At 75.0% G+C, this 22,602-nt stretch carries 18 protein-coding genes; 11 read left to right on the forward strand and 7 right to left on the reverse strand.

What is annotated here, in order from left to right; genetic code table 11:
* The coding region (locus BI06_RS41510; RefSeq protein ID WP_369826382.1) for a polysaccharide deacetylase family protein at window positions 1-1,054 on the forward strand (1,054 nt) is incomplete at its 5' end.
* A gap of 1,061 nt (window positions 1,055-2,115) precedes the next feature.
* Here BI06_RS41510 and BI06_RS41515 read toward each other — a convergent pair.
* Window positions 2,116-2,901, reverse strand: a complete 786-nt coding sequence (locus tag BI06_RS41515; RefSeq protein WP_030396890.1) for a glutamate racemase — start codon at window positions 2,899-2,901, stop codon at window positions 2,116-2,118.
* 18 nt (window positions 2,902-2,919) lie between these two features.
* Here BI06_RS41515 and BI06_RS41520 point away from each other — a divergent pair, with 18 nt between their 5' ends.
* Both BI06_RS41520 and BI06_RS41525 read left to right on the forward strand, forming a co-directional pair.
* Window positions 2,920-4,101, forward strand: coding sequence for a glycosyltransferase (locus BI06_RS41520; protein ID WP_051742914.1), 1,182 nt, complete (start codon window positions 2,920-2,922; stop codon window positions 4,099-4,101).
* A 130-nt stretch (window positions 4,102-4,231) separates the two neighbouring features.
* On the forward strand, window positions 4,232-4,978 hold the full coding sequence (locus BI06_RS41525) for a cyclopropane-fatty-acyl-phospholipid synthase family protein (protein WP_043477298.1): 747 nt from the start codon (window positions 4,232-4,234) through the stop codon (window positions 4,976-4,978).
* Window positions 4,979-4,998: 20 nt separating this feature from the next.
* On the opposite strand, the gene BI06_RS41530 is transcribed toward BI06_RS41525, so the two are convergent.
* The 6 genes from BI06_RS41530 to BI06_RS41555 form a co-directional block, all read right to left on the reverse strand.
* On the reverse strand, window positions 4,999-5,874 hold the full coding sequence (locus BI06_RS41530) for an alpha/beta fold hydrolase (RefSeq protein ID WP_043477301.1): 876 nt from the start codon (window positions 5,872-5,874) through the stop codon (window positions 4,999-5,001).
* Window positions 5,875-5,935: 61 nt separating this feature from the next.
* A complete protein-coding gene (locus BI06_RS41535) occupies window positions 5,936-7,135 on the reverse strand; it encodes a glycosyltransferase family 4 protein (protein WP_051742915.1) in 1,200 nt (399 codons plus the stop codon).
* A gap of 3 nt (window positions 7,136-7,138) precedes the next feature.
* Window positions 7,139-8,338, reverse strand: a complete 1,200-nt coding sequence (locus tag BI06_RS41540; RefSeq protein WP_030396895.1) for an ABC transporter ATP-binding protein — start codon at window positions 8,336-8,338, stop codon at window positions 7,139-7,141.
* Window positions 8,328-9,242 carry an ABC transporter permease gene (locus BI06_RS41545; protein WP_233290520.1) on the reverse strand — a complete coding sequence of 305 codons (915 nt, stop codon included), beginning with the start codon at window positions 9,240-9,242 and terminating at the stop codon, window positions 8,328-8,330. Before BI06_RS41545 ends, BI06_RS41540 begins: the two co-directional genes overlap by 11 nt.
* 219 nt (window positions 9,243-9,461) lie before the next feature.
* Complete coding sequence (locus BI06_RS41550) at window positions 9,462-10,148, reverse strand: thiol:disulfide interchange protein DsbA/DsbL (RefSeq protein ID WP_030396897.1); 687 nt, start codon at window positions 10,146-10,148, stop codon at window positions 9,462-9,464.
* A gap of 104 nt (window positions 10,149-10,252) precedes the next feature.
* Window positions 10,253-11,464 (reverse strand): glycosyltransferase family 4 protein, encoded by a 1,212-nt coding sequence (locus BI06_RS41555; RefSeq protein WP_051742916.1) that lies wholly within the window; start codon window positions 11,462-11,464, stop codon window positions 10,253-10,255.
* A gap of 263 nt (window positions 11,465-11,727) precedes the next feature.
* Here BI06_RS41555 and BI06_RS41560 point away from each other — a divergent pair, with 263 nt between their 5' ends.
* The 8 genes from BI06_RS41560 (at window position 11,728) to BI06_RS52740 (ending at window position 22,489) form a co-directional block, all read left to right on the forward strand.
* Window positions 11,728-12,945: a glycosyltransferase family 4 protein gene (locus tag BI06_RS41560; protein ID WP_233290521.1), complete on the forward strand. Its 1,218-nt coding sequence runs from the start codon at window positions 11,728-11,730 to the stop codon at window positions 12,943-12,945.
* A 459-nt stretch (window positions 12,946-13,404) separates the two neighbouring features.
* Window positions 13,405-15,294: a polysaccharide biosynthesis tyrosine autokinase gene (locus BI06_RS41565; protein WP_043477304.1), complete on the forward strand. Its 1,890-nt coding sequence runs from the start codon at window positions 13,405-13,407 to the stop codon at window positions 15,292-15,294.
* On the forward strand, window positions 15,291-16,499 hold the full coding sequence (locus tag BI06_RS41570) for a glycosyltransferase (RefSeq protein ID WP_082559063.1): 1,209 nt from the start codon (window positions 15,291-15,293) through the stop codon (window positions 16,497-16,499). Before BI06_RS41565 ends, BI06_RS41570 begins: the two co-directional genes overlap by 4 nt.
* An 85-nt stretch (window positions 16,500-16,584) precedes the next feature.
* Window positions 16,585-17,658 (forward strand): GNAT family N-acetyltransferase, encoded by a 1,074-nt coding sequence (locus tag BI06_RS41575; protein ID WP_233290522.1) that lies wholly within the window; start codon window positions 16,585-16,587, stop codon window positions 17,656-17,658.
* Window positions 17,658-19,283 (forward strand): hypothetical protein, encoded by a 1,626-nt coding sequence (locus BI06_RS41580; RefSeq protein WP_051742917.1) that lies wholly within the window; start codon window positions 17,658-17,660, stop codon window positions 19,281-19,283. Before BI06_RS41575 ends, BI06_RS41580 begins: the two co-directional genes overlap by 1 nt.
* Entirely contained in the window at window positions 19,280-20,473 is a 1,194-nt protein-coding gene (locus BI06_RS41585) for a DegT/DnrJ/EryC1/StrS aminotransferase family protein (protein ID WP_030396903.1), read from the forward strand. The genes BI06_RS41580 and BI06_RS41585 overlap by 4 nt, the downstream gene beginning before the upstream one ends.
* Window positions 20,474-20,611: 138 nt before the next feature.
* Window positions 20,612-21,073, forward strand: a complete 462-nt coding sequence (mscL, locus tag BI06_RS41590) for a large conductance mechanosensitive channel protein MscL (RefSeq protein ID WP_037781782.1) — start codon at window positions 20,612-20,614, stop codon at window positions 21,071-21,073.
* Window positions 21,074-21,685: 612 nt separating this feature from the next.
* Window positions 21,686-22,489 (forward strand): DUF6643 family protein, encoded by an 804-nt coding sequence (locus BI06_RS52740; RefSeq protein WP_051742918.1) that lies wholly within the window; start codon window positions 21,686-21,688, stop codon window positions 22,487-22,489.
* The last annotated feature ends 113 nt before the right edge of the window (window positions 22,490-22,602 follow it).

Below are 22,602 nucleotides of genomic sequence, written 5' to 3' on the forward strand. Positions count from 1 at the left end.
GACGCGGCGGTCCCCCGCGGCGGCCACCCGCACCTGCTCCCGGCCCGTCCGGGCGCTGGTGCCTGCACCCGCACCCGCGCCCGCGCCCGCAGCGACGCCTGCGGCCGTGCCCGGGCGGCGGACGCCCGAACGCGCCGAGGGTCAGGCCGACGCGCGGGGCGAGTGGCTGCGGTTCGCGCCCGTCCAGCCGCTGTTCCGGGCCAGGGCGGCGCAGCGGCTCGCCGTGCTCGCGTACCACGGGGTCACCGACCCCCGGTCGTTCGGCGCGCAGCTCGACCGGCTGCGAAGACTCGCGACGCCCGTCTCGCTCGCCGCCGTGCAGGAAGCCGTCGCCGAACGACGTCCGCTGCCCGCCCGCAGTGTGCTGGTGACCTTCGACGACGCCGACCGCAGCGTCCTGACGCACGCGCTGCCCGCGCTGCTCGAACGCGGCATCCCGGCCGCGGCCTTCGTCATCTCCGAGCTGATCGGGACGGAGCGGCCGTTCTGGTGGCACGAGGCCGACTTCCTGGCCCGGCACGGCGGACGGGCCCGTTCGCTCGACTGCGGCCACCCCTCGCAGCTGCTCCCCCGGCTCAAGGCGATGCCCGACCCGGACCGCCGGCGCAGCCTCCAGGAGCTGCGGGTCAGCGCGGACCGGCGGCCGCCCGGCCAGGAGCAGCTCACCCCCGCCGACCTGCTGGCGCTGCGCGAGGGCGGCGTCGCCATCGGCAACCACACCCAGGGGCACCCGTGCCTCGGCCGCTGCGACGACGTCACCGTCCGGGCCGAGATCACCGGCGCCCACGAGGCCCTCACCCGCTGGCTCGGCGAGCCCCCCATCGCCTTCGCCTACCCGGACGGCGGCCACGACGTCCGGGCCGAGGGTGTGCTCCAGGAGCTGGGCTACCGGCTCGGCTTCCTCTCCGACCACCGCCTCGGCCCCCGGCTCCCCTCCCACCCGCTCCAGATCAGCCGGCTCCAGGTCGACTCGACCACCAGCACCCGCCGCTTCGACACCATCTTGTCCGGCCTCGAACCCGCCTACCGCCGCTGGCGCGGCCAGGCCGCCTGACCCCCGCGCAGGAAGTCGGCCGCTCCGACTTCCTGCGCCCGGCAGCGGGGCCGGGCGCGGGGCCGGGCGCAGGAAGGGGCACGCACAGGAAGTCGGAGCGGCCGACGTCTGCTGCCCGGAACCCAGGCCCACACCCGAGCGATCGCACGCGTGGGGAGTCGGCCCGACCGACTTGCGAGCCGCCGCGCGACGGACACCCACAGCAACCACCGCCCGCACAGGAAGTCGGACCCACCGACTCCCGGTCCGGGGCACCCACCGGCGGAACCACTCTCGCGAAGGCATCGGGGCCGACCGGCCGGCCGGATCCGGACGCGCGAGAAGCCGAAGCGGCCGACTTCCTGCGCGCGGCCGCCCCCACCCCCGGCAGAAGGCCGGGGCGGCAAGCGGGGTGGCTCGAAGCGGCTGGTCCACGTCTGTCTACGGCCGGACCCGCCCACACACGCGAAGCCTCCTGACGACCAACGACCACGTATACGGGAAGTCGAGCCGGCCGACTTCCAACGCGCGGCCTCCGTCACGGCTGACTGAAGACCCGGCATTCGCTTCGCACCCGTGCAGGCGCCGACCGGCCAGGACGGCGCGGGCCGGGTGGAGGGGTGGTGGCCTCGGCGGGCCGGCGCGACCGGGTGGGCCGATCCCGGTCCGCCCGGTGGCGGTCCCGGGTGGCCCGCAATCGGGTCGGCCTCGGGTGTGCTGCCTAGGCCTGCGTCCGTGCGGGCAGGTGGTCGGCGGGAGTGGCGGCCCGCGCAGGGCCGACGAGCAGGCTCGGGCCTGCCGGGGCGGCGAGGCGGGCGACCCCGGAGAGCAGCCGAAGGCCGCCGGAGCAGCGCAGCAGGCAATCCGGGAAACAACCGGGCGGCCGTCCTCACGCCACAGGGCGGCGGAGGCGGACGATCCGGGGGGAAGCATCCGGGAGACCGATCCCGAGGCCAGGCAGCCGGCGGCCGACCCAAGGCGACCCGGGTGCAGCCGGGCGGACGCCACCGAGCCGCCGGGCGCTCCGGGAGCAGTCGCGGAGGGTGTCCCCCACGCCGCCCGACGTCCCGGGCGGCCGGGGCTCAGGCGGCCGGGGTCGGGATCGGGGGGGCTCCGAGGAGGGCGGTGCCGGGGTAGGCCAGGGCGACGGCGGGGAGGGTGGTCGGGATGCCGGCGTGGAGGACGGTGAGGGTCCCGTTGCCGCGGCGGGTGGGGTCGGCGACGCGGCGGAGGGCCTGGGCGACGACCGGTTCGGCGGAGCCGTGCAGGGTGAGCGTGGGCAGGGCGGTCGGTGCGACGGCGGCGCGGATGCGTTCGGCGACCAGTTCGTAGTGCGTGCAGCCGAGGACGAGGGCCGCCGTTCCGGCCGGGGTCCGGGCGGCGGCGTCGGCGATCGCCGCGTCGATCGCGGCCTGGTCGCCGTGGTCGACGGCGTCGGCGAGGCCGGGGCAGGCCACCTCGGTGACGGCGGCGGTTCCGGCGAAGTCGCGGATCAGTCCGCGCTGGTACGCGCTGCCGGTGGTGGCCGGGGTGGCCCAGATGGCGACCGGGCCGCCGAGCGCGGCGGCCGGCTTGATCGCCGGGACGGTGGCGATGACCGGGAGCGCGGGCTCCAGTTCGGCGCGGAGGGCGGCGAGCGCGTGCACGGAGGCGGTGTTGCAGGCGATGATCAGCGCGTCCGGCTCGTGCGCGGCGGCGGCGCGGGCGCAGCCGAGGGCGAGTTCGGTGATCTCCTCGGGCGTCCGGGGGCCCCAGGGCATCGAGGCGGGGTTGGAGGAGAGCACCAGATCGACGTCCGGGCGCATGGTCCGGAGTACGCCGGCGGCGGCCAGCAGGCCGATTCCCGAGTCCATCAGTGCGATCTTCACGCTTCAAGACTTTAGTCGATGACCCGCCACGGGCCCTTGGTGCGGCAGACTGCCCGGGTGACCGTCCTGCTGTGGATCGCCGTGCTCTCCCTGCTGGTCTGGCTCTGGCTGGCGGGCTGCCACGGGTTGTTCTGGCGTACCGATGTCCGGCTGCCGCCGCGCCGTCCGCCCGAGCGGTGGCCGCAGGTGGCGGTGGTGGTGCCGGCCCGGGACGAGGCGGAGGTGCTGCCGCTGTCCCTGCCGAGCCTGCTGGCGCAGAAGTACCCGGGGCGGGCCCGGGTGGTGCTGGTGGACGACCACAGCTCGGACGGCACCGGTGCGCTGGCGCGTTCGCTCGCCGCCCCGGGGGGCCTGGAGCTGACGGTGGCCTCCCCTCCCCCGCTGCCGCCGGGCTGGACGGGCAAGCTGTGGGCGGTGCGGCACGGGGTGGAGCTGGCGGGGGCGGACGCCGAGTACCTGCTGCTGACGGACGCGGACATCGCTCACGGGCCGGACTCGCTGGCCGAGCTGGTGGCGGCGGCGGAGGCGAACCGGCTGGACCTGGTGTCGCAGATGGCCAGGCTGCGGGTGGAGACGGGGTGGGAGCGGCTGATCGTGCCGGCCTTCGTCTACTTCTTCGCCCAGCTCTACCCGTTCCGGTGGAGCAACCGGCCCGGTTCCCGGACGGCCGCGGCGGCCGGCGGCTGCTCGCTGGTGCGGCGGGAGGCGCTGGAGCGGGCGGGCGGGGTGGCGGCGATCCGGGGCGCGGTCATCGACGACGTGTCCCTCGCCCGGGCGGTGAAGGCCACCGGGGGCCGGACCTGGCTGGGTCTGGCCGAGCAGGTGGACAGCGTGCGCCCGTACCCGCGGCTGGGGCAGCTGTGGCGGATGGTGTCGCGCAGTGCGTACGCCCAGCTGCGGCATTCGCCGGTGCTGCTGCTGGGGACGGTGCTGGGGCTGGCGCTGGTGTACCTGGTGCCGCCGGTGGCGGTGCTGGCGGGGGTGGCGGCGGGTGCCTGGCCGGTGGCGGTGGCGGGCGGGGCGGCCTGGGCGCTGATGACGGGCACCTTCGTCCCGATGCTGCGCTACTACCGGCAGCCGGCTGCGGCCGCGCTGCTGCTGCCGTTCACGGCGGCGCTGTACCTGCTGATGACGGTCGACTCGGCGGTGCAGCACTGGCGCGGCCGGGGCGCCGCCTGGAAGGGCCGGACGTACAAGTAGCGGACGTGCGGACAGCGGGCGGACAGGTAGCGGACGGACAGGCAGCGGGCGGACAGGTAAAGGCCGGACAGGCAGCGGGCGGACAGGTAAAGGCCGGACGGGCGGGGGCCGGGTGGGCCACACTGTTCGAATGGACCGTCAGACGATCTCCCGGCTCGCCCACGCCCATCACCCGATCGCCGCGCCGCTCTCCGACGAGGCCGTGGCGACGCTGCTGGAGCGGGCGCTCGGTCCGGAGGAGGAGGGGCGGGTGCTCGACCTCGGCTGCGGGCAGGGCGGCTGGCTGCTGCGGGCGCTGGCGGCGCGGCCGCGCCGGCGGGCGGTCGGGGTGGACCTGGACCCGGGCGCGCTGACCCGGGCCCGGGAGTCGGCGGAGGCGGCGGGGGTGCAGCGGCGGTTGGGGCTGCACCATCTCGATGCCCGGGAGTTCACCGACCGCGAGCCCTTCGGGCTGGTCCTGAACGTCGGCGCGACGCACGCCTTCGGTGGGCTGCTGCCGACGCTGGCCGCCGCCCGGGAGCATCTGGCGCCGGGCGGCCGGGTGCTGGTGGGCGAGGGTTTCTGGGAGCGCGAGCCCTCGTCGGCGGCGCTGGGCGGACTGGGCGCCGCCCGCGAGGAGTACGCGGACCTGGCCACCACGGTCGACCGGGTGGTGGCGGCCGGGTGGACACCGGTGTTCGGCCACGTCAGCAGCCTGGCGGAGTGGGACGACTACGAGTTCTCCTGGACGGGCTCGCTGGCCGCGTGGGCGCTGGACCACCCGGATCACCCGGACGCGGCGGACGCCCGGGCGGCGGCCGACCTGCACCGTGCGGAGTGGCTGCACGGCTACCGGGGGACGCTGGGCTTCGTCACCCTGGTGCTGCGCCGGGACTGACGCGGCAGGACGGACGCCCCTCAGGGCTTGAGGCGGGCGAGGAAGTCGTCGATCAGCGGGGCGATCTCGGGCAGCTTCTCCTCCAGCGCGAAGTGCCCGGTGTCGAACACGTGGAGTTCGGCGTCGGGCAGGTCGCGCAGGTAGGCGCGGGCGCCGGGCTCGGTGAAGAACGGGTCGTTGCGGCCCCAGACCACCAGGGCCGGCGGCCGGTGGGTGCGCAGCCAGTCCTGCCAGACGGGGTAGAGCTCGACATTGCTGTGGTAGTCGAGGGCGAGTTCGACCTGGATGTCCTTGCGGCCGGGCAGGTCGAGGTGGTGCTGGTCGAGGGTCCAGCCGTCGGGGGCGACGAGTGAGGGGTCGCCGGTGCCGCCCTCGTACTGGGCCCGGGTGATCTCCTCGACGAGGATGGCGCGGGCGCGTTCGGCGGCGCCCTCGACGCCGGGGCGGTTGGCGATGAACTCCCGTGCCTGCGCAGAGAGTCCCTCCTCGTAGGCGTTGCCGTTCTGGACGATCAGGCCGGTGATCCACTCGGGGTGGCGGGTGGCGAGCCGCAGGCCGACGGGGGCGCCGAAGTCGAAGACGTAGAGGGCGAAGCGGTCGAGGCCGAGGGCCAGGCAGAAGCCCTCGACGACGTCGGCCAGGGTGTCGAAGCGGTAGCGGAAGTCCTCGGGTGCGGGGCTTTCGCTGTGGCCGAAGCCGGGGTAGTCGGGGGCGATCAGCCGGTAGCGGGTGCCGAGCGCGTCGAAGAGCCGCCGGAACTGGTGGGAGGCGGACGGGAATCCGTGCAGCAGCAGGAGCACGGGGGCGTCGGCCGGTCCGGTCTCCCGGTAGAAGACGCGCAGGCCGTCGACATCGACGTGGCGGTGATGGATGTGCGGGATCGTCAGCTCGCTCATGCTAACCATTAAACACCTGAGTACCGGTTAGAGGAAGAGCTGATCAAGGAAAGAACCGGTGTCACCGCCCCAGCAGCCGCAGGGCGGTCGGCTTGGTGAACTCGTACCTGGTCATCTGCTCCAGGTCCTTCAGCCAGCCGACCGTGCGGCCCGGCCGGGCGAGCACCCGGGCGTAGAGCTCCTCGAAGGCACCGGTGACGCTCTCCAGCGAGAACCGGCCGACCACCCATTCCCGCCCCCAGGCGCCCAGTTCGGCCCGGCGCGCCGGATCGTCGAGCAGCCCCCGCAGTTGGGCGGCCAGCGCCTCCGGCGACCGCGAGCCGTCCCCGAAGCCGTACATGCAGCGCGAGGCGTGCGGTTCGACCAGCGGCCCGGGCTCGTGCACGGCGGCGTACCCGGCCGCGCCGTGCACCACCACCGGCTTGCCGAAGGCGAGTCCGCGCAGCGCGGAGCCGCCCATGCCGAGGACGATGTCGGCGCCCTGGTAGGCGGGTCGCGGATCGGCGAGCTGGCCCGGGACCAGCACCGCCGGACGGCCGAGCGCCTCGTTGACGGCGGCGGCGCGGGCCCGCAGCGACTCCAGGCTCGGGCCGGTGCCGACGATCACCAGCCGGACCCGGGGGTCGTCCAGCTGCCGGACGGCGTCCACGGTGAGCTCCGCACCGGCGTCCTTCTCCAGCGCGGGGACCAGCCGGGTGACGATGGCCAGCAGCAACTCCTCGTCACCGATGCCGTGTTGGCGGCGGAACGCGGTGCCGTCGACCAGGCCGGGGGCGTCCGTGGCGGTGTTCACCGGCGGTTCGATCAGGCTGACGTCACGGTGGCCGAAGGCCCGGCCGTCGCCCAGCAGCGCGCCGAGGCCCAGCACCAGGGGCTGGTGCCGGGGCAGGCCGCGCAGCATCCGGATCCCGTAGAAGGTGGTGACCACCGGGATCCGCCCGTAACGGCCGGGCCCGAAGTAGGAGTTGCGGGCCGCCCTGACCTCCCAGGCGTGCAGCAGCTGGCTGCCGTGCTCGGCGGCCAGCCGGCCCAGCCGGCGCCGGACCTCGGAGTGCGGGGTGTCGGGGCCGCCCGCCACCACCACGTCCAGGCCGTGGCCGGCCGCCACCTCGACCAACGGGGCCGGTCCGTCCACCCCTTGGGCGAACAGCACCGGGTCGTGACCCCGGTCGCGCAGGGTGCGGGCGATGTCGACGGCGTTCAACTGGGCGCCGCCCAGGGCCAGATTGTTGAGATGGACGAGCACCCGGACCGATCTCACGCCTCACTCCTCCCAGTGGTGCGGGACGAACACCGGCGCGGCCAGCACGACGGCACGCGGCGGGGAGTCCAGCATCGGCCCGAACACGTCGAACTGGCCCACCGAGTGCCAGCTCATCAGCGTGCCGCCGTCGGTCCGGCCGATGCTGTAGACGCCGGCCCAGAGCGTGTACCGGCCGCGCGGCAGCGGCAGTCGGGGGATCACGCAGGCGACCTGGCGGTCCCCGCCGGTGAGCCGGATCTCGTGGCTGATCTGGAAGATCGGGCTGGAGGTGCCCTCGCTGACACCCAGGTGCAGGGTCGCGTCGCCCCGGTACTCGCCGCCCAGGGTGAGCTCGACGGTCATCGGCTCGTCGGTGGTCAGGCTGTCCCGGTCCTCGCCGCGCACCTCGTGCTTGAGCAGTTGGAGCGGCTCGCCGGTGCGCCCGCCGGCCTCGGACTGCGCCTCGATCGAGTCGCGGTAGCCGGCCATCGCGTCCTTGATCCCGGCGTCCACCCGGATCGAGCCCTGCTCCAGCCAGATGCCGCGCCGGCAGATGGACTCCACCGCGGGCAGGTCGTGCGAGACGAAGACGATGGTGGTGCCCTGTTCGGCGACCTCGCGCATCCGGTCCAGGCAGCGCTGCTGGAACACCGCGTCGCCGACCGCCAGCACCTCGTCCACCAGCAGCACGTGCGGCTCCAGGTAGGCCGCGACGGCGAAGCCGAGGCGCATCTGCATGCCCGAGGAGTAGAACTTCACCTGCCGGTCGATGGCGCCGCCGAGCCGGGCGAACTCCACGATGTCGTCGAAGCGGCCGGCCACCTCGCGGCGGCGCAGGCCGAGCAGCGCGCCGAACAGGTAGATGTTCTCCCGGCCGGTCAGGTCCGGGTGGATGCCGGCCCGGATCTCGATCAGCGCGCCGATCCGGCCGCGCACGTCGATCACCCCGCCGTACGGGTACATCACCCGGGTCAGCATCTTCAGCAGGGTGGACTTGCCGGAGCCGTTGGAGCCGATCAGGCCGACCGACTCGCCCGGCTCGATGTGCATCGAGATGTCCCGCAGCGCCCAGCGCCAGTCCTCGCCCTTCTCGCCGCGCAGTCGGCGGGCCAGCGAGTCGACCTTGTCGCGCAGCAGCATCCGCTGCTGGTCGGCCTTGAAGCGCTTCCACACCTGGTCGGTGCGGATGGTCCCGAGCGGGAGGGTCTGGCTAGGCGACATCGGCGATCCCCGTCTCCAGCTTCTTGAACAGCAGGTAGCCGCCGACCAGGAACACCACCGAGGAGACCGCGGCGATCGTGGTGAGCGCGGCGTCCGGCGCCTGCCCGTAGAGCAGGGCGTTGCGGTAGCCCTCGATCACGGCGCCGAGCGGGTTGACGCCGACGTACAGCTCCTGGAGCCGCTCCGGGATCTGGGCCAGCGGGTAGGCGACGGGGGTGGCGAACACTCCCATCTGGGTGATGATCGGCAGCAGGTGGCGGACGTCGCGCAGGTACACCACGGCCACCGAGAGCACGAGGGCGATGCCGTAGGTGAAGGCGAACTGGATGCCCAGCAGCGGCACCACCCAGAGGAAGGTGACGGCGGGGGCGGTCCAGAAGATCAGGAAGAGCAGGCCGAGCACCGCGGTGCCGATCAGCATGTCGACGGTGGCGACCAGCATCGTGGCGAGCGGGAACACCTCGCGCGGGCAGTACACCTTGTTCAGCAGGCTGAGGTTGTTGGCGAGGCTCAGCGCACCCTGGTTCATGGTGTTGCTGAAGAACTGCCAGACGATCAGGCCGACATAGGCGAACAGCGGGTACGCGGCACCCTCGGTCTCGACGTGCACGGCCCGGCGGAAGACCAGGGTGAAGATGGCGCACAGCGCGAGCGGGGTCAGCACCGCCCAGGCGAAACCGAGCACCGCCTGCTTGTAGCGGGCCCGCAGGTCCCGCTCGGCGAGCGCGCGGACGAGTTCACGGGCGCCCCACAGTTCGCGGGCCACCTGGGCCGGACGGAGCCCGCGTTTGAAGATCAGCTCGGGCGGCGGCCCGTCGGCGGCCGACGGGCGTCGCCCCGGGGCCTGCGTTGTCTGGCTGTCGCGCTCGTCGACGAGCTGCGCGCGTTGTCCCCCCACGGACACCTGCCCTCTCCGGTACCGGTGGTATCGAGAAGTGGGCCCGTCACAACGGCTGTTGACGCCGTCGCGGTGCGGCCCGGCCCCACTCTGGCACAGAGTGTGGCCGCCGGGGGTCGGTTCGGTGAAGGTGATCGACCCCACCCCGGCCGACGACCGAAAAGGGGCGGACCGGTCGCGGTGCGACCGGCCCGCCCGTCGGAGGTCGGGAGGGGTGGGAGGACGTCAGTACAGCTTGTGGGCGCGCGGGTGGCGCTGCTGCTCCTGGGCGACCAGGTGGTCCATCACCTCGGGCATCGCCTCGACGCCGCCGGCGTTGGTCGGCGAGGTGCGGTACTCGCCCTGCACCACCACGGTCGGCAGCTCGTTGATGCCGTAGCGGACGAACAGCGCGGCGGCCTCGTCCACGGCCCGCAGGGTGTCCTCGGAGCGGTAGGCCTCGCGGAAGGCCTGCTGGTCGACACCCTGGCGCAGGGCCCAGTCGGTGGCGGTGTCCTCGGTGGTGACGTCCTGCTCGCTGCTGTGGACCGCGCGGAAGGCGGCGGCCTGCAGCCGCTCGACCAGGCCGAGCCGCTCCAGCGTGTAGTAGAGGCGGGCGTGGCCGCGCTGGGCGGTCTCCTCGCGGCTGCCCTGCCAGATGGCCGGGACGCGGCGCAGGTCGACGTCGGCGCGGTGCCGCTCGGTCCAGGCCTGGAGCGGCTGTTCGAGCTGCTGGGAGTGACCGCAGTCGTACCAGAAGAACTCGATCGCCTCGGTGCGGGCGCTCTCGCGCACCGGCTGCGGCTGGTCGAGGCGGACGTACTGGGCGCCCTCACGGGGCGGCTGGTGGGTGACGGCGCCGGCCTGGACGGGGGATGCGGCGATCCCGGCGGCGACGGCGAGCAGCAGGGTGGTTCGAAGGATCGACTTCACACGGGGCAGTGTGTCCGTGACGGAACGTCATCGGCCAGGTCGTCCCGGTGCGTCGGGCCGGGATTCGCCCGATCGGCGCACCCGGCCCGGCGCACCGGGACGCGTCAGCCTCGTCCGCCGTCCGGGCCGTCCTTCGCCGCGCCGACCCGGTCCGCCTCCGCCGCGGGTCCGGCGGGTGCGGCGGGTCCGGCCGCACCGCCGCCGACGCGTCCGCAGACCTCGCCGAACAGCTGCTGCCAGGCGTCGGCCACCACGTCGAGCTCGTTGTGGGCGAGCGCGTGCGCCCGGGCCGCGGCGCCGAGTCCGGACCGGTCGCCGGCCAGGACCTTGGCCAGCGCCTCGGCGAGGGCCGGCGGGTCGCCGGGGGCGACCAGCGCGCCGGTGACGCCGTCCCGGACCACCGAGCCGACCCAGCCGACGTCCGTGGCCACGGCCGGCAGGCCGGCCAGCGCCGCCTCGATCAGCACTCCGGGCACACCCTCGCTGTCACTGCTGAGCAGCACGGCGTCGGCGGCCCGGTACAGCGGCGCCGGGTCGGCGAGGGTGCCCAGGAAGTGGGCCCGGGCGGCGGCCGGATGTCGCTCCAGGGCGGAGCGTTGCGGGCCGTCGCCGGCGACCGCGAGGCGGACGTCCGGGAGCCGCCCGAGGGCGTCGAGGGCGAGGTCCAGGCGCTTCTCGGGGGCGATGGCGCCGAGCCAGGCGACCAGCAGGCCGTCCGAGGGCAGGCCGAGCGCCTGCCGGGCGGCGCGGCGGTCGGCCTCGTCGGCGGCCGGCGGGTAGCGGTCGGCGGACCGGGCGTTGGGGATGGTGCGGACCCGGGCGGCGGGCAGCCGGAAGCGTTCGACGAGCAGTTCCGCGGCCTCGTCGGCGAGGGCGGTGACGGCGGCGGCACGGTGCAGCAGGGCGCCGGTGCGCAGCCGGCGGACCGCTCCCGCGGTCCAGTGCCGGGGGTCGCCGATGGACACGTAGACGAACGGGGTGCGGGTCCCGGCGAGGGCGATGGCGCAGGCCGGGAGGGTCGAGGAGCCGTGGGCGACCACGAGGTCGGCGGTGCGGGCGGCGGCGCGCAGGGCGCCGAGGGTGCGCGGGTGGAGCCGGCCGGGGCCGAGTACGGCGGTGGCGCGGGTGTCGGGGGCGTCCGGGTGGGCGTCGGGGTGCGGGGCGAGGGCGCGCAGTGCGGAGGCCTGGCCCCGGCGGCGCAGTTCGCGGTGCAGGTCGCGGGCGAGGCTCTGGGCGCCGCGACGGCGTGGATCGGTGATGAGGTGAAGGATGCGGGGGCGGGTTCCGGCCGTCCTGACCGGTGTCGCTTCGGGCATGGCAACGACCTTGGCACAGCCTCCCGTAAGGGACGACCCCTTCGCGCAACCCGGCGGTGGTCCGTAGGTCGGCGTGCGGCCTCCGGAAGGGCGCCGCCCGGGAGCCGTCGTACGCCCTGCGGGGGGTTCGCGCGCCCCGTTCCGCGCTGTCGACCGCCCCCTGACCGTTCGCCGGCGTCCGGTCCGCGGCGCCCGGTCGGCGGCGCACCCCGCCCCGGCGCCGGTCTGACCGAACCGCTGGCGGGCGCCGACCGCGACCTGCGATGCTGAGCGGCAGTCAGGGCGCCCTCCCGGCACGGGAGACCGGGGGCGCCCAGGAGGGCGGGGGTTGGCCTGTGCATGTGCTCTATGTGATCGACAGCGTGAGCCGGGTCGGCGGGGCCGAGCAGGGCCTGGTGGCGATGACCCCCCAGCTGGTGCGGGCCGGGGTGAAGCTCGACGTCGCGTACCTCAAGGACTCGCCCGGCGGCTTCCAGCCCGAGCTCACCGCGGCCGGGGCCGATGTGTTCGGGGTCGGCAGGCCCACCCGGGGCGGCACCGTCGCCGCGCTGCACCGGCTGGTCCGCGAGCGGCGGCCCGACCTCGTGCACACCACGCTCTACGAGTCGGACGTGCTGGGCCGGGCGGCCGCCCTGGCGGCCCGCACCCCGGTGGTGACCAGCCTGGTCAACGCGGCGTACGGGCCGGAGCACCGCAACGCGCGCGGGCTGAACCCGTGGAAGGTGCGGGCCGCGCAGGCGGTGGACGCCACCACCGCGCAGGGCACCCGGCGCTTCCACGCGCTGACCAGGTACGTGGCCGGGGCGATGGCCCGGCGGCTGCGGGTGCCCTCGCAGCGGATCGACGTGGTGCCGCGCGGGCGCGACCCGGAGCTGCTCGGCTCGGTGACGCCGGACCGGCGGGCCGCCGTCCGGACGGCGCTGGAACTGCCGCAGGACGTGCCGGTGGTGCTGGCCGCGGCCCGGCAGCAGTACCAGAAGGGCCTGGACGTCCTGCTGGAGGCCTGGCCCGAGGTGCTGCGGGCGGAGCCGGAGGCGGTACTGCTGCTGGCCGGCAGCGAGGGCACCGAGAGCGAGCGGCTGCGGGCGCTGGCCGCGGCGACCCGCGGGGTGCGGTTCCTCGGGCCCCGCGACGACGTGTTCGACCTGATGGCGGCCTCGGACGCGTTCGCGGTGCCGTCCCGCTGGGAGGGGCTCGGCAGCGCGGCGATGGAGGCGATGGGCGTCGGGGTGCCGCTGGTGGCCGCCGATGTGCCGGCCCTGCGGGAGACCGTCGGCTCCGAGGACTACGCCCGGCTGGTGCCGGCTGAGCACCCGGCCGCGCTGGCGGCGGCGCTCACCGACACCCTGGAGGACCGGGCCTCGGCCCGGGTGCGGGCGAAGGCGGCGCGGGCCCGGTTCCTGACCTCGTTCACGCTGCACCAGGTGTCGGCGCAGATGGTGGGGTTCTACGAGCGCTCGCTGCGGCTGCGGACGGTCTGAGCGCCCCGGCCCCGGAGCCGTCGGCGGTGTGTGCGCGCCGCGGCGTCCGGGCCGGGGCGCGCACCGCCGACGGCCCGTTCTGTCCGGATCCGGGCGGGTCGGCGGCCGGTGTACACGATCTCCCGGACCAGTATCGCCAAAGCGGTTGCGCCGCACGTCGGGGCTCGGGAAGCATCGCAAGGGGATCCGGCGGGGGCGGGGGTCGGCGTGCGGAGCACGCGTTGGACCACCGGGTCGGACCGCGCCGTGGGGAGTACGTCGTTCAGGACGTTGTCCGCGAGTCGTCAGGGGGGCGGGTTGCGACATCAGCCGAGGGATTCCACCGTGCCCGCGAGGGTGTGCCGGTCGCGCCCCGGGGCGTGACCCGACCAGCGGTACCCGGACCCGCCGCGCCCCCGGACAGGGGGGCGACGGGCGCTGACAGCACCACCGCACCACGAACGCGAGGGGATCCAACCGGTGGAACCGGCAAACCACTTCACCGTCCTGCGGCGCTACTGGCGCCTGCTCGTCGGCTGCACGCTCGCCGCGCTGGTCGTCGGCTGGCTGCTGACCCCGGCCGGTGACACGGTGGACAACGCCAAATGGAAGTGCAAGGTCGCGATCACCCCGGTCGCCGGCGCCGGCGACACCGTCCGGGCCGACCAGGTGCTCTCCTACGCCCAGGGCGCGGACGTCGCGGCGGCAGCCGCGAAACAGCTCGGCATCGCCGACGCCTCCGAGGTGCTCGCCCGCCGGACCGTCACCGCCGACAGCCCCCAGATGCTGACCATCGCCACCACCGGACCCACCGGGCCGTCCTGCTCCGACCTGGCCACCGCCTACTCGGCCGCGATCATCAAGGGTTACAGCGACGAGTCGGCCCGCAGCGCCGCGGAGACGATCAAGAAGCTGCAGGCCCAGGCGGACGCCCAGCAGCAGCAGTTGAACGACATCCAGGCCCAGTACAACCGTTCCTCCCCGGCCGACCAGCCCAAGCTCCTGCCCAAACTGACCGCCGCCAACACCTCGCTGACCACCACCCTCACCACGATCAACAAGCTGGCCAACAGCGCCCAGACCGACGCCATCCAGCAGTGGGGCAGCATCGACGCCCGCCAGGGCACCAGCAACCTGCTCTCCTCCCCCAGCCGCAGCGTGCGGCTCGGCCTGGCGGTGTTCCTCGGCCTGGCGCTCGGCGTGGTCGCGGCGCTCATGCTCAGCCGGATGGACACCCGGCTGCGCAGCCGCAACGCGGTCGAGGAGGCGTTCAACCTGCCGGTGATCGGCGAGGTGCCGCACCTGTCCCGCCGCCAGCGCCGGGTGCGCGAACCGCTGGTGCGCGCCCGGCCGTCCGACCCGGCCGCCGAGGCCTACCGCTCGCTGCGCTCCACCCTGCTGCTGACCGGCCCGGACACCCTGGCCCGGCCGGCCGGCGGCGACGACCGGGACCCGAAGCGGACCGCCCCGCGCCCGCTCACCGAGCCGGCCCCGGTGGTCCTGGTGGCCTCCGGCGGCAGCCGCGACGGCCGGACCATCACCATCGCCAACCTGGCCGCCGCGCTCGCCGAGACCGGCCGCGGCGTCCTCGTCCTGGACTGCGACTTCCGCCACCCGCAGTTGCACACCCACCTCGGCGTGGGCGACGGCCCCGGCATGGCCGAACTGCTCAGCGGTGAGCGGCTCGACGAACTGGACGAGCTGATCCGGCCGACCAATGTCGCCGGGGTCTCGCTGATCACCGGCGGCAACACCACCGCGTACCCGGCGGCCCTGGTGCTGCGGGCCGGCGACGTGCTGCGACGGGTCCGGCCGCACGCGGACGTCATCCTGATCGACACCTCCCCGCTGCTGCACGCCAACGACGCCTACGACCTGGTGCAGCACGCGGACGCCGTGCTGGTCACCGTGCGCAGCGGCAATGTCACCCCGGAACAGGCCGACCGGGTGGCCGAGTTGCTCTCCCGGACCGGGGTGCCGGTGGCGGGCGTGGCCCTGCTCGGCACCTACGGCCGCTCCGGACGGCGGCGGCGCGGGCCCGCGGGCGTCGCCGGGGCGTCCGGGCCGACCGGGCGGGGCGGACAGCAGCACCAGCCGCAGCAGTCGCAGCAGCAGACGGCGCAGCCGCGCCAGTCCGGGCCGGCGACGGAGCGGACGCCCGCGCCCGCGCCGGAGCGGGTCGCCGAACCGCCCGGGGAGCGCGGCGGCGGACGGACCACCCCCAGCTGGGCGCGGCGCGCGGCCGGGGCGAACGGCGACGGCCCGGACAGCGGCGGACCGGGCAGCACCGGCCCGGACAGCGCCAACGGCCACGGGCACGGCGGCGACCAGGGCGAACCGGCCCTGCTGCGCGAGGCGGAGGAGCGATGAGCGGGCCACTGGACGAGTCGCCGCAGACACCGGAGCAGGCGGCGAAGCACGCGCCGGGGCCCGGCCCGGCGGACGCCCCCGTGCGGGTGCTGTGGCTGGCCAAGGGCCTCGGCCGCGGCGGCGCCGAGCAGCTGCTGCTCAACTGCGCCCGCCACGCCGACCGTTCGCGCTACCGGATCGAGGTCGCCTACGTCCTGCCGTGGAAGGACGCGCTCGCCCCGGCGCTCACCGAGGCCGGGGTGACCGTGCACTGCCTGGGCGGCGTCCCCGGCACCCCGGGCCGGGCCGATCCGCGCTGGCCGCTGCGGCTGCGCCGGCTGCTCGTCGAACGCCGGTACCACCTGGTGCACACCCACATGCCGGTACCGGCCGCCGCCGCCCGGCTGCTCGCGCCCACCCTGACCGGCCCCGGGCCGCGCCTCGTGCACACCGAGCACAACGTCTGGGAGCGCTACCGCCCGGCCACCCGCTGGGCCAACGCGCTCACCTACCGGCGCAACGACGCGGTGATCGCCGTCTCGCACGCCGTCGCCCGGACCGTCCCGCCCGGACGGCGCCGCCCCGGCGACTGGGTCACCGTGGTGCACCACGGCCCCGACCTGGCCGGAGCCCCCGGCGGACCGGCCGCCCGCGCCGCCGCCCGCGCCGAACTCGGCCTGCCGGCCGAGGCGTTCGTCGTCGGCACGGTCGGCAACCTGACCCCGAAGAAGGACCAGGCCACCCTGCTCGCCGCCCACGCCGCCCTGCTGCGCCGCCACCCCCGGGCCCGGCTGGTGCTGATCGGCGCCGGACCGCTGGAGGGGCAACTGCGCGCCCGGGCCGCCGAACTGGGCATCGCCGACGCCGTCCTGATGACCGGGTCGCGCCCCGACGTGCCGCAACTGCTGCCCGCGCTGGACGTGTTCACCCTCAGCTCCCGCCAGGAGGGCCTGCCGGTCGCCCTGATGGAGGCGATGACCAGCGGACTGCCCTCGGTGGTCACCCGGGTCGGCGGCATGCCCGAGGTACTGGACGACGGCGAGCAGGGCTACCTCGTCCCGCCCGGCGACCCGTCCGCGCTGGCCGACGCGTTCGCCCGGCTGGCCGAGGAACCCGACCTGCGCACCCGGCTCGCGACCGCCGCCCGGGAGCGCTCCGGGCGCTTCGACGTGGCGGGCGCCCAGCGCGCCGTCGAGGCGGTGTACGCACGGGTCCTGCGGCACTGAGCGGACCAACCGCACCCGGAGAACTCCGGAGCACCGACGTTTCCCCGTTGACCCCCCGACCACCGATGGGAGAGCGAGTCCGGACGTGAGCGCCCTGCCCGCCCCCGCCGAGCTGACCTTCCGCCCGCCGGCCGAGCCCGACCTCCCCGCCGTGCTCGACCTGCTCACCGCCTCCCTGGCGGGTGGACCCACCGGCACCCGCACCGCCGAGTTCTTCGCCTGGAAGCACCTCCGCAATCCCTTCGGCGCCAGCCCCGGGCTGGTCGCCGAGACCGCCGACGGGCGGCTCGCGGGGGTCCGCCTGTTCCTGCGCTGGCAGTGGCAGGCGGGCGGCGCGGACGGCCGCCCGGTCAACGCCGTCCGGCCCGTGGACACCGCCACCCACCCCGACTTCCAGGGCCGCGGCATCTTCCGCCGGCTCACCCTGGACCTGCTCGACCAGGTCGCCGGGGACACCGAGCTGGTGTTCAACACACCCAACGGCAACAGCCTGCCCGGCTACCGGAAGATGGGCTGGCAGGAGCTGGGCCGGGTACCGATCGCGGTCCGCGCCGTCCGCCCGGCCGCCTTCGCCCGGGGTGCGCGCGCCGCCCTCGCCCGACGTCCGGCCGCCGTGCCGACCGGTCCCCCGGACTGTCGACTGCCCACCGTCCTGGCCTGGTTGGCCGACCCGGCAGTGACCGGCGCACAGGGCCCGCTGGCCGAACTGCTGCGCGAACGCGCCGCCGCCGACGCCGCCGACCGCCGGCTCGCCGTCCACCGCACCCCGGAGTTCCTGCGCTGGCGGTACGGCGAGGCCCCCGGCCTGGACTACCGGGTGCTCACCGTGCACCGCGGCGAGGAGCTCACCGGCCTGGCCGTCGGCCGGCCCCGACGGCGCGGCCCGCTGGCCGAGTTCACGCTCGCCGACCTGGTGGTCCGCCCCGGCGACCGGGACAGCGCCGTCCGGCTGCTGCGCGCCGCCGCCCGCGAGTCCGGCTGCGACCACGTCGCCACCCACCTCTCCCCCGGCACCGAGGCCGCCGACGCCGCGCTGCGGGCCGGCTACCTGCGGGCCCCGCGCACGGGCATGACCCTCGCCGCCCGCACCCCGGGCGGCGCCACCCCGCTCACCCTGGCCGACTGGCGGTTCAGCCTCGGCGACCTGGAGGTGTTCTGATGGCGGCGGCGCCCGGGGAACCGGGCACCACGGGCGCCGCGTCCGCGGTGCTCCGGCGCGTCCCCTGGCCGTCCGCCCTCGCCGCCACCCTGGTCACCGGCTACGTCACGCTCTTCGTGCTCGCCTCGGTGCACACCTCGTACGACACCTGGGGCGCGCTGCTGATCCTCCCGGCGCTGATGGCGATCGGCACCCCGCTGCTGGCCAGGATCGCGGCCGCCAACCCCGAACGGGACGTCTTCCGGCTGCTGCTGCTGGCGATGACCGCCAAACTGCTCTGCGCCTTCCCCCGCTACCTGATGGCCTTCGTGCTCTACGGGGGCGCGGCCGACGCCAAGATGTACCACCAGAAGGGCAGCGAGCTCGCCGCCTACCTGGACACCGCCGACCTGCTCGGCGGCGTCCACTACGACCTGGGCATGAAGGTCGCCGGCACCGGCTTCGTCATCATCGTCACCGGCATCGTGTACGCGATCACCGGCCCCTCGCTGATCGGCGGCTTCCTGGTCTTCTCCTGGATGGGCTTCTGGGGCCTGCTGCTGTTCTGGCGGGCGCTGCAGATCGCCTTCCCGGAGGCGGACACCCGCAAGTACGCCAAGCTGGTCTTCTTCCTGCCCTCACTGCTGTTCTGGCCCTCCAGCATCGGCAAGGACGCCTGGATGATGTTCTGTCTGGGCCTCACCACCTACGGCACGGCGCGGCTGCTGGACCGGCGGTTCGGCGCCTTCTTCTGCATCGCGCTGGGCTCGGTGGGCACCGCGATGGTCCGCCCGCACGTCACCGCGCTGGCCGGGGCCGGGCTGATGGTCGCGTACGTGCTGCGCCGCCGTCCGCAGCAGGTCAGCGCGCTGGGGCCGCTGCGCACCATCCTGACCGCCGTGGTGCTGGGCGCGATGGCGGTGCTGATGCTGCAGCAGGTCTCGACCTTCTTCGGCACCGACGGGACCGGCGGCGACGCCGTCAACCAGGTGCTCTCGGAGACCTCCAGACGTACCAGCCAGGGCAATTCGATGATCAACGCGACCGCGCCCGAGGACGCCGCGCCGAAGTTCAGCCTCAATCCGGCGGGGCTGCCGGTCGCGGTGATCAGCGTGCTGTTCCGGCCGTTCCCGTTCGAGGCGTCCAACATCCAGAACCTGATCCAGTCGGTGGAGTGCTTCGCGCTGCTGGTGATGTTCATCCGGGCCTGGCCCCGGCTGTCCCGGCTGCCCCGGCTGTTCGTGCAGCGCTCGTACGTGGCCTTCGCCGCCGTCTACACGCTGCTGTTCTGCTGGGCCTTCTCGACCATCAACAACATGGGCATCCTGTCCCGCGAACGGGTCCAGGTACTGCCGCTCGCCCTGGTGCTTCTGGTCGTCCCGGCCGCCACGGCGAGCAGGGGGAGCAGCGCGGCCCGCCGGCCGCCACCGGTCTGGCGGGTCTCGCCCGGGCAGTGGGGCGCCCGGCGGACGTCCGAGCCACCGGGCCCGCCGACGGAACCACCCGTACCGACGGCGGTACCGGCACCTGCTGTCCGGTCCACCGCCGCACCTTCGTCCACCGTGTCACCTCCGTCCATCGTGTCACCTCCGTCCACCGTGTCACCGTCACCGTCAACGTCCCAGGGGGGATCGACCGCGCCATGACCACCGACACCCTTGCCCTGCCCGCCGCCCTCGGCGGCACTCCCGCCTTCCCCGACGGGCTGCCGCTCACCCGGGTCCAGGTGCCCGACCGCGCCGCGCTGCTGGAGCGGCTCGGCACCGTGCTCGACAGCGGACAGCTCACCAACGGCCGCACCGTCGCCGAACTCGAGGAGGCCGCGGCCGCGCTGCTGGAGGTGCCGCACGTGGTGGCGGTCTCCAACTGCACGACCGGACTGATGCTGGTGCTCCAGGCCGCCGAGGTGGACGGCGGGCGGGCGGTGGTGATGCCCGGATTCACCTTCTCCGCCACCGCGCACGCCGCGCACTGGGCCGGCGGCACCCCGGTGTTCGCCGAGGCCCGCGAGCGGGACATCACCCTCGACCCGGAGGACGCCGCCGCCCGGTTGGCCGCCGCCGACCGCCCGGCCGCACTGATGGCCACCCATGTCTACGGCACGCCCTGCCAGGTCGAGCGCCTCCAGGAGGTCGCCGACGCGGCCGGGGTGCCGCTGGTGTACGACTCCGCGCACGGCTTCGGCAGCCGCCGCAAGGGCGTGCCGATCGGCAACTTCGGCTACGCCGAGGTGTTCTCGATGAGCCCCACCAAGGTCGCGGTGGCCGGCGAGGGCGGCCTGGTCGCCACCCGGGACGCCGCGCTCGCCCGGCGGCTGCGCACCGCCCGCGACTACGGCAACCCGGGCGACTACGACACGCTGTTCCCCGGCCTGAACGCCCGGATGAGCGAGCTGCACGCCGCCGTCGGCCTCAACTGGCTGGCCGGACTGCCCGAGCGGGTGGCCCACCGGGGCGCGCTGGTGGCCGAGTTCGCCGCCGTCACGGCCGGCCTGCCGGGGCTGCGGCTGGCCCTGCCGGAGGAGGGCGACACCTCCACCTTCAAGGACCTCACGCTCATCCTGGACGCCGACGGGTTCGGCCTCGACTCGCGGCAACTCGCCGACGCCCTGCGGGCGGAGGGGATCGACTCGCGGCGCTACTTCCACCCGCCGGTGCAGCGCCAGCGGGCCTACGCCCACCTCGGCCAGGCCGAGGCGCTGCCGCTCACCGACCGGCTCGCCGACTCGGTGCTCACCGTGCCGCTGTGGTCCCAGATGGACGCGCCGACGGTCCGCCGGATCGCCGAGGCGGTGGCCCGGATCCAGCCGTACGCGGAGCGTCTGCGCTCCGCCTGAGCCGACCGCACCGGGCCGCGTCGCCGTTACGCGGATCGGGTGAACGCGGTTGGACCGCGGGCACCCCCGGTCGGCAGGATGTCCGGCCGGGGCCCGTGGTCCCATCCCACCTTCCCCCGTACGGATTTGGAGTTCCCGGTGCTCAAGGGATTCCGCAGCTTCCTGCTGCGTGGAAACGTCGTCGACCTCGCGGTCGGCATCGTGATCGGCGCGGCCTTCACGGCCGTGGTCACCGGGTTCGTGACGGCCTTCCTCACCCCGCTGATCGGGGTGGCGACCGGCGCGGTCGGCGACTTCACCCTGAAGACCTTCGACGTGGCCGGCACCCGGTTCCCGTACGGCGTCTTCGTCAACGCGCTGATCAGCTTCCTGCTGGTCGCCGCGGTGATCTACTTCATCGTGGTGGTGCCGGTCGGCAGGCTCCAGGCGCGGCTCGACGGCGACAAGCCGGCGCCGGTCGCCAAGGCGGACTGCCCCGAGTGCCTGAGCAGGATCCCGGTCGCGGCGGTGCGCTGCTCGTTCTGCACCTCCGAGGTGGCCGGACTGCCGGGCTTCCCCGCCCAGAACGGCGGCGCTCCCCGGCCGGCCCCGGTGCACTGAGCGGACGCGGAGCACAGCCCGGTGGCCGTTCGGTGACCACCGGGCGACGGCGCGGGGGTGGTCCGAGGGCGGTACGAGGGCGGTCCGGCGGCAGGTCGGGGCCGGGCCGCGGCGAGTCCGGGGCACGTCGGGGGCAAGTCGGGGGCGTTCCAGCGGCGTTCAGCGGCCCCGTCCGGGCGCGAGCGGTCCCGAACGGCCCGGCCGCGGCACCTCCCGGGCTGCCCCGGACCCCGCCCCGGCCCCTCCGAGGCCCTTCCGAGGCCCGGACAAACCCCGCGAATGCTCTGATGGGGACTTTATCCCCGAAACATTCACGAGCCCCCGCCGCGCTGTCGGCGGGGGCTCGAATGCGCCGGTACGCGCCCTGCCCGCAGAAGTTTCTTCGGCAGTGCCCGAACCGTCCACCGCCCCGTCACCGCACGGGGCTTCGACGGCCGCGTCCGGGCCCCGTTCGAGCTCCCGGAGCGGGCAACGGGTGGCCTGAAGTCATCGCCAATTTGTCCGTTCTTACTACTTTCGAAACCTTTGTTCGAGCGAAGCTTGTGTAAACACTCGAACTGCTCCGCCTCCCAGTCTCCTCAGTAGGCTCGTTGTGGGCTTACCGTATGCCCCATGACCTCGCCCCGCTCCTACGACGGAGTCGGCTACCCCTCTCCGTCCTTCTCCTCCGGCACGCCCATCTACGACAGCCTCGTCGCAGAGCGCGGTGTCCCGCAGATCGCGCCCATCAATGTGCCGGCCGCCCTGCCGCCGGCCATGTCGACCGGTTACGGATCCGGCCTCCCCGGCCAGTCCTACGACAACCGGTACGGCTCCGGGTACGACAGTCCCGGTGGCAACCTCCCCGCCCTGCCGCCGGCCCGCCTCGCCCTGGGCCCCGGCCCGAGCAGCACCCCCTCCGGTCCGGCCACCACGTACATCCCGGCGCAGCCCGCCCCCGCGTACGCCGCCGCGCCCCAGCCGGCGGTCCCCGGGTACGGCGCTCCGCAGCCCTACCTGCCGGGCCAGCGCCCGCAGGCCCCGACGCCGGGCTTCACCCAGGCCTCCACCGGCGGGTACCAGCCCTCCGGCGGCCAGAGCTTCGGCGGCCAGAACACCTTCGTCGGCGGCAACGGCGGACAGCAGACCTTCGGCGCGCAGCCGGCCGGTCAGCACGGCACGGCCGGCCAGCCCCAGGGCGGCCCGCAGTCCTTCGGCGGCCAGCAGTCGTTCGGCGGTCCGCAGGGCTTCGGCGGCCAGGGCGGCCACCAGGGCGGCTTCGGCGGCTCGGCCGACCAGTCCTTCGGCGGCGCCCAGCTGCGTCCGGCCGTCACCCCGGTCGCCCCGGTCCGCCCGATGCAGCCGCAGCGGCCCGGCCCGTACGGCGAGCACGGCCAGTACCAGCAGGGCTACCAGCCGCAGGCGCAGGGCTACTGACACCACCCCGGGCCGGACCCCCACCCGGCCCGGACCCGCACCACCTGAGCACTACCCGGCGCGCACCGAACGACGCCGGGCGTACGGAGAAACGGGTCATCCACGGACCGCCC

It is taken from the genome of Kitasatospora sp. MBT66, from assembly GCF_000710405.2.
Taxonomy (GTDB): domain Bacteria; phylum Actinomycetota; class Actinomycetes; order Streptomycetales; family Streptomycetaceae; genus Kitasatospora; species Kitasatospora purpeofusca.

Coding starts and splice junctions, on each gene's coding strand:
- BI06_RS41555 (WP_051742916.1), bottom strand. CDS start 11,464: ATGCCCGAAGCGACACCGGTCAGGACGGCCGGAACCCGCCCCCGCATC.
- BI06_RS41560 (WP_233290521.1), top strand. CDS start 11,728: ATGCTGAGCGGCAGTCAGGGCGCCCTCCCGGCACGGGAGACCGGGGGC.
- BI06_RS41585 (WP_030396903.1), top strand. CDS start 19,280: ATGACCACCGACACCCTTGCCCTGCCCGCCGCCCTCGGCGGCACTCCC.
- BI06_RS41525 (WP_043477298.1), top strand. CDS start 4,232: ATGGACCGTCAGACGATCTCCCGGCTCGCCCACGCCCATCACCCGATC.
- BI06_RS41530 (WP_043477301.1), bottom strand. CDS start 5,874: ATGAGCGAGCTGACGATCCCGCACATCCATCACCGCCACGTCGATGTC.
- BI06_RS41580 (WP_051742917.1), top strand. CDS start 17,658: ATGGCGGCGGCGCCCGGGGAACCGGGCACCACGGGCGCCGCGTCCGCG.
- BI06_RS41570 (WP_082559063.1), top strand. CDS start 15,291: ATGAGCGGGCCACTGGACGAGTCGCCGCAGACACCGGAGCAGGCGGCG.
- BI06_RS41520 (WP_051742914.1), top strand. CDS start 2,920: ATGACCCGCCACGGGCCCTTGGTGCGGCAGACTGCCCGGGTGACCGTC.
- BI06_RS52740 (WP_051742918.1), top strand. CDS start 21,686: ATGACCTCGCCCCGCTCCTACGACGGAGTCGGCTACCCCTCTCCGTCC.
- BI06_RS41540 (WP_030396895.1), bottom strand. CDS start 8,338: ATGTCGCCTAGCCAGACCCTCCCGCTCGGGACCATCCGCACCGACCAG.